Source organism: Caulobacter sp. BP25, assembly GCF_002737755.1.
Classification (GTDB): Bacteria; Pseudomonadota; Alphaproteobacteria; order Caulobacterales; family Caulobacteraceae; genus Caulobacter.
The window spans coordinates 1-6,129 of record NZ_PEGH01000015.1; the positions used below are offsets into that span (position 1 = coordinate 1).

The following is a 6,129-nucleotide window of genomic DNA, read 5'->3' on the forward strand; positions in this document are numbered from 1 at the left end:
GCCAACCGCAAGACCCTCAAGAGCCGGGATGGCGGCATCATCCGCCAGATCAACGTCCAGGAAGGCCAGGCCGTCAGGGCAGGGCAGGTACTGATCAAGTTCGACGACACCGTCGCCCGCCCAGGTCACGATCCTCGAAAATCAGTACGATACGGTCGCGATGAGCGCAGCGCGCCTAGAGGCCGAGAATGCTCGCCGTCCTTTGATCCTGCCCTAGAGCTGACTTCTCGCCGCGGGGATCCGCGCGTGGCCGCGCTGATTCAGAACGAGACCATCGTCTATGAGACCCGCAAGGCCGCCATCGAAGGCCAGGCGGCGATTCTTAACCAGCGCTTCGAGCAGCTGCAGACGGCGCGGTCGGGCCTGCAGATACAGGTCGATTCCATGGACCAGCAGATCGTGCTGATGAACGAGGAGTTGAACGGCTACAAGACCTTGAGCGCCAAGGGGTTGGCCCCCAAGGCGGTGCTGCTGCGCCTGGAGCGTCAGATCGCTGAAGCCCAGGGCCGGCGGGCGCCCTGATCGCCGAAATCACCAGGAACCAGCAACAGGCTGGCGAGACCCGTCTACAGCTAGCCTCGATCTATGAGCAGCGCGGGGCGGAGGTTGCCACCAATCTGCGCGAAGCTCAGACCAAGCTCAGCGACCTTGGCCCACGTCTGAACGCCGCGCGCGAGGCCTTGGCCCAGACCGAGATTAGTTCACCGGTCGATGGCTATGTGCTGGGTCTTAGTCAGTACACGATCGGCGGGGTGGCGGGCTCTGGCGAAGTGCTGATGGACGTGGTCCCCAGCAACACGCCGTTGGTGATCAGCGCCCAAATCAAGCCGGGCGACATAGACCAGGTGCATCCAGGCATGCAGGCCGACGTTATCCTGCAGGCCTACAACAGCTATCACGTGCCGAAGATCCCGGCCGAGGTGCTGAGCGTTTCTGCCGACGCCGTCACCAACGCCCAGACCCACGAATCGTATTTCCGCGCCGACCTCCGGATCAAGCCCGAGGAACTGGCTAAGCTGCCAAAGGGAGCCAAGCTCTATCCGGGCATGCAGGCCACGGTGATGATCCGTACCGACAAGCGCACGATCCTGTCGTTCCTGATCGGCCCCATCGGTGAGGTCATCGACCGGTCCATGCGCGAGCAATAGAGCCAGCCATGAGCACGCTTGCGTTCCGGTTTCCGACTTGGGACCCGCCCGGACAAGGGCGGATCGGGTTCCTGGTGGCTGGCGTCCAGAAGGGCGGCACCACGGCGCTATTCGATTATTTGGTCGAGCACCCCGATCTGAGCCTGCCGGTGGTCAAGGAGGCCCATTTTTTTGATGATGAGACCAACGTCGACTGGTCTCGCCCAGACTACGCGCCCTACGAAGCGCTTTTCAGCGCCGACCCTGGCGGTCGGCGGCTGCGCGGGGAGGCGACGCCGATCTATCTCTATTGGCCCAACAGCCTGGAGCGGATAGCGGCCTATAATCCCGAAATGCGGTTGATCCTGATCTTCCGCGACCCGATCGAACGGGCGCTGTCGCACTGGAAGATGGAGTACGCGCGCGGGGCCGAAACCGAGCCTTTCGCGTGGTGTGTGCGGGACGGTCGGGCAAGGGTCGCGACCGATCCCAACGCCCCGGGCTTTCATCGCGTGTACAGTTATGTAGAGCGGGGCTTCTACGGAGCCCAGCTAAGACGCCTGCTGAGCATTTTTCCCCGCGAGCAACTGCTTTTCCTGCGTTCGGATGATCTTAGAGCCGAGCCAGAGCGGATTTTATGCACTGTGTGTGATTTTTTGAACGCACCACCTTTTGGTCGCATCGAAGCGAAAGAAAGTCATGTCGCCAAGACTATAGATTATGGCGCTGGGATTACCGAAGACGACCGTGCATATCTGAAATCGGTCTTTGAAGACGATCAGATTATATTCACACGATTGAGTGGAATAAGCTTTCCTCTTTTCACGTGATAGGGTCCGGAAAGGGCGGGACTTCCAAAAAGTCAGTAGATAAACTTGTTCCGCGCGCCCGCGTTGGAGTCGGGCGGACTCTACAAGCCCTCTTAATATTCTTGTGGTCTCTGTTGACGACGCGCGCCCTAACACGGTTGCGCTCAGGCCCGGATTAGGCAACGATCCGGCCGGGTTGTAATAATCTCAGCCTTCGCTAAAAGCGGCGGAGAGGCTGGGTTTACGCTGGGACGTTTCCATCTTGGGGGTGGGGCGACGGCGGAACATAGCCTGTGACACAAGATGGAGACCTTGGATGGCTACCTATAATTTCGACACGACGTCGGCGGCGGATATCGCCGCCAATTACACCACCGGCGACGTCCTGTTCTTCCCCACGGGCACCGCTTCGGGCGTGACCGTCGTCTACACCGCCTCGGTCGGCGCTACGCCGGCGACCCTGGCCGTTACCCTGAACGGCAAGACCGTCACCTTCACGGGCGACACCCAGATCGCCGCCTTCGCGGGCGCGAGCACCACCCTGTTCGCTGACAACAGCGTCTTTGTCTACGGCGACACGAACGCCGATACGGGCACGGGCTCGACCGGCAACGACTGGATGACCGGCAACAACGACAACGACACCCTGTCGGGCGGTAACGGCAACGACTGGATCCACGGCAACCTCGGCAATGACAGCCTGGCCGGCGGCGACGGCAACGATACCGTCTACGGCGGTCAAGGCACCGACTCGATCACCGGCGGCGCCGGCAACGACGCCATCTACGGCAACATGGGTGCTGACACGATCGACGCCGGCAACGGCAACGACACCATCCTGGGCGGTCAAGACGGCGACACGGTCACGGCTGGCGACGGTAACGACCTGGTCTTCGGTGACCTCGGCGACGACACCCTGAACGGCGGCAACGGCGACGACAGCCTGTACGGCGGCGAAGGCGTTGACAGCATCCTCGGCGGCAACGGCAACGACACCATCGAAGGCGCCAACGGCGGCGACACCCTGTCGGGTGAAAACGGCGCCGACTCGATCACTGGTGGCGAAGGTGCTGACAGCATCCTCGGCGGCGCTGGCGCTGACACCCTGTACGGTGACAACGGCGCCGACACGATCGACGCCGGCGACGACGCCGACTTCGCCCAAGGCGGCCAAGGCGACGACAGCGTCCTGGGCGGCGCTGGCGCTGACACCCTGTACGGCGGCCAAGGCAACGACACGGTCGACGCCGGCGCTGACGCCGACTTCGTCCAAGGCAACCTCGGCGATGACAGCCTCGTCGGCGGCGCGGGCAATGACAGCCTGTACGGCGGTCAAGGCAACGACACCATCGCTGGCGATGCGGGCAACGACCTGGTCTTTGGTGACCTGGGCGATGACACCATCACCGACTCGGCGGGTTCCAACACCCTGAACGGCGGCAATGGTAACGACACCATCACCGGCGGCACGGGCAATGACTCGGTGGTCGGCGGCGAAGGCAACGACTCGCTCGACGGCGCTGGTGGAAATGACACCATCACGGGCGACAATGGCAACGATACCCTGCTGGGTGGCACGGGCACCGACGTCGTGACCGGCGGCGAAGGCAACGACTCGATCGACGGCGGCGATGACAACGACACCGTGTCGGGCGAGAACGGCAACGACACCGTCCTGGGTGGCGCTGGCGCTGACTTCGTCACGGGTGGCGAAGGCAACGACTCGCTGAACGGCGGCGCCGACAACGACACTGTCGCTGGCAACAACGGTAATGACTCGATCGACGGCGCTGCCGGCGAAGACGCCATCACCGGTGGCGACGGCAACGACACCATCGAAGGTGGCGCTGGTAATGACCTGACCGACGGCGGCAATGGTAATGACACCATCACCGACTCGGCTGGCAACGACACCATCACCGGTGGCGCTGGCAACGACACCATCACCGACTCGGCTGGCACCAACGGCATCAGCGGCGGTGAAGGCGACGACACCATCACCGGCGGTACGGGCGCTGACGACATCAGCGGTGACAACGGCAACGACACCATCTCCGACGCGGCTGGTTCCAACACCCTGTCGGGCGGCGCTGGTAACGACGGCATCACCGGTGGTACGGGCGTCGACTCGATCAGCGGCGGTGACGGCAACGACACCCTGACCGGCGCGGCTGAAGATGACATCCTGTCGGGTGGCGCTGGCAATGACAGCCTGTCGGGCGGCGCTGATGATGACTCGCTCAGCGGCGGCGACGGCGTTGACACGCTCAACGGCGGTGTGGGTGAAGACACCCTGTCGGGCGGCGCGGGTAACGACGTGTTCGTCTTCGCCGATGCTGACAGCGGCGTGACCCTGGCCACGATCGACTCGATCACGGACTGGACCTCGACCGACACGATCGACGTCAGCACGCTGGGCACGGCCTACACCGAGCTGACGGCCGCTTCGTTCGCCGCCGCTCTGACGGCTGCCGAAAGCTCGTTCAGCACCACGGTCAAGATCGTGGCTGTCCAAGTCGGCACCGACGTCTACGTGTTCCTCGATGGCGCCGCGACCGCCGGCACCGCTGACGACGCGATCCTGCTGTCGAGCACGACGCTGGCGAATATCGACTACTCGAACTTCGCCTAAGCTTCGAAGTTCAAAAGATTGGGGCCGTCCTTCGGGGCGGCCCCCTTTTTTTTTGGCCTTTTGCTCGCCAAGGCCGGGGGTGGTCGCCTACAGAGGATCACGCCTCTGACCGGAGGCCCATCGCTGTCGATCCGCCGTCGGATCTTCTTCTTGAAGGGAAGGGTCCCGCTGGGCCCTGGATGAATGTCGAACGTCGCGCTATATCTGAACCCCGAGGCCTTCGACACGACACAGCCCGCCCTGATGGGCCGACAATCGGCGGGAGAGGGTTTCTCCGCGGCTATATCAAGCACGCCAAGGTTCAGGACTTCGCCTTCTGGAACGTGGCCAATCAGGCCGAGCCGGCGCTGAACGCCTTCGTCGCCCGGATCGCCGAAACCCCAAAGCCCGTACGCTGGGTGGCCCGCAATGACCGGATGGGCTTGGCGCGATCGGGCATGGCGCACCTGCCTTCGCCCAGCCTGGCCCGCGAGGCCTGGCTGCGCCGCACGGCCCGGCTCGAGCATGCCTATGGCGTCACCGCCATCACGCACACGACCGCCTCGGCCAATATCATGGACATGCTGGCCGATCTGGTCACCGCGCCGATCCATCCGTGGGACACCTTGATCTGCACCTCGACCGCCGTGCGCGCCAGCGTCCAGCTGCAGCTAGACGCCGTTCGCGCCGACCTCGAAGAGCGTCTGGGGGCCACCCGGGCTCCCAGCCCGAACCTGGTCACGATCCCCCTGGGCGTAAATGTCGATGACTTCGCGACCTCGGCCGAGAACCGCGAGCGCTGGCGTCGCGAGCTGGAGCTGCCAGACGACGCCGTGGTTGTTCTGTACGTCGGCCGTTTCAATCCGCACGCCAAGATGAACCCGGTTCCGATGGCCATGGCCTTGGAACGCGCAGCGCGAAAGACCGGCAAGACGATCGCCTGGGTCCAGGCCGGATGGTCGGGCAGCGAGGCCCATGACAAGCTCTATCACGACGAAGCCCGCCGCTACTGCCCCAGCGTGCTCTACAAGGTCGTGGACGGGCGCAAGCCCGACACCCGCTTTTCGATATGGTCGGTGGGAGACATCTTCCTTTCGCTGTCGGACAACATCCAGGAGACCTTTGGCCTGACGCCGGTCGAGGCGATGGCGGCGGGCATCCCCGCCGTGGTCTCCGATTGGGATGGCTACAAGGACACGGTCCGCCACGGCGTGGACGGCTTCCGAATCGCCACCTATGCGCCTCGCGCGGGGGCGGGCGGCGATCTTGCTTATCGCCACGCCAATGGTTGGCTCACCTATGACAACTATGTCGGCACGGTCGCCCAGCTGACGGCGGTCGATGTCGGTGACGCCGGACGGGCTCTCGCCGAGCTGGTGGAGAATCCCGATCTGCGCCGGCGCATGGGCCAGGCGGCTCAGGCCCGGGCCCGGGAAGTCTTCGACTGGCGGGTGGTGATCGGCCAATACGAGTCGCTTTGGGACGAGCTGAACAACCGTCGCCTGGCGGCGGCGCGGCCGATCGCGCCGCGCCGGGACATCATGCTCAATCCTCGTCGTCCCGACCCATTCCTGCTTTTCGG

5 protein-coding genes and 1 pseudogene are annotated in these 6,129 nt (G+C 64.0%); all 6 read left to right on the forward strand.

The window, feature by feature from the left end; all coding sequences use genetic code 11:
• Nucleotides 1–39 precede the first annotated feature (39 nt).
• Nucleotides 40–99, forward strand: a pseudogene (locus CSW59_RS21810) (biotin/lipoyl-binding protein); the annotation flags it as partial.
• A 147-nt stretch (nucleotides 100–246) separates the two neighbouring features.
• Complete coding sequence (locus CSW59_RS21340; protein WP_236632199.1) at nucleotides 247–522, forward strand: hypothetical protein; 276 nt, start codon at nucleotides 247–249, stop codon at nucleotides 520–522.
• A gap of 158 nt (nucleotides 523–680) precedes the next feature.
• The gene (locus CSW59_RS10110; protein ID WP_161495040.1) at nucleotides 681–1,148 is read left to right on the forward strand and encodes an HlyD family efflux transporter periplasmic adaptor subunit; all 468 of its coding nucleotides are present in this window, start codon (nucleotides 681–683) and stop codon (nucleotides 1,146–1,148) included.
• An 8-nt stretch (nucleotides 1,149–1,156) separates the two neighbouring features.
• Nucleotides 1,157–1,957 (forward strand): sulfotransferase, encoded by an 801-nt coding sequence (locus tag CSW59_RS10115; RefSeq protein ID WP_099443932.1) that lies wholly within the window; start codon nucleotides 1,157–1,159, stop codon nucleotides 1,955–1,957.
• A gap of 295 nt (nucleotides 1,958–2,252) precedes the next feature.
• Nucleotides 2,253–4,568, forward strand: coding sequence for a calcium-binding protein (locus tag CSW59_RS10125; protein ID WP_143754985.1), 2,316 nt, complete (start codon nucleotides 2,253–2,255; stop codon nucleotides 4,566–4,568).
• Nucleotides 4,569–4,891: 323 nt separating this feature from the next.
• A partial coding sequence (locus CSW59_RS10130; RefSeq protein WP_099443934.1) for a glycosyltransferase family 4 protein occupies nucleotides 4,892–6,129 on the forward strand: 1,238 nt, incomplete at its 3' end.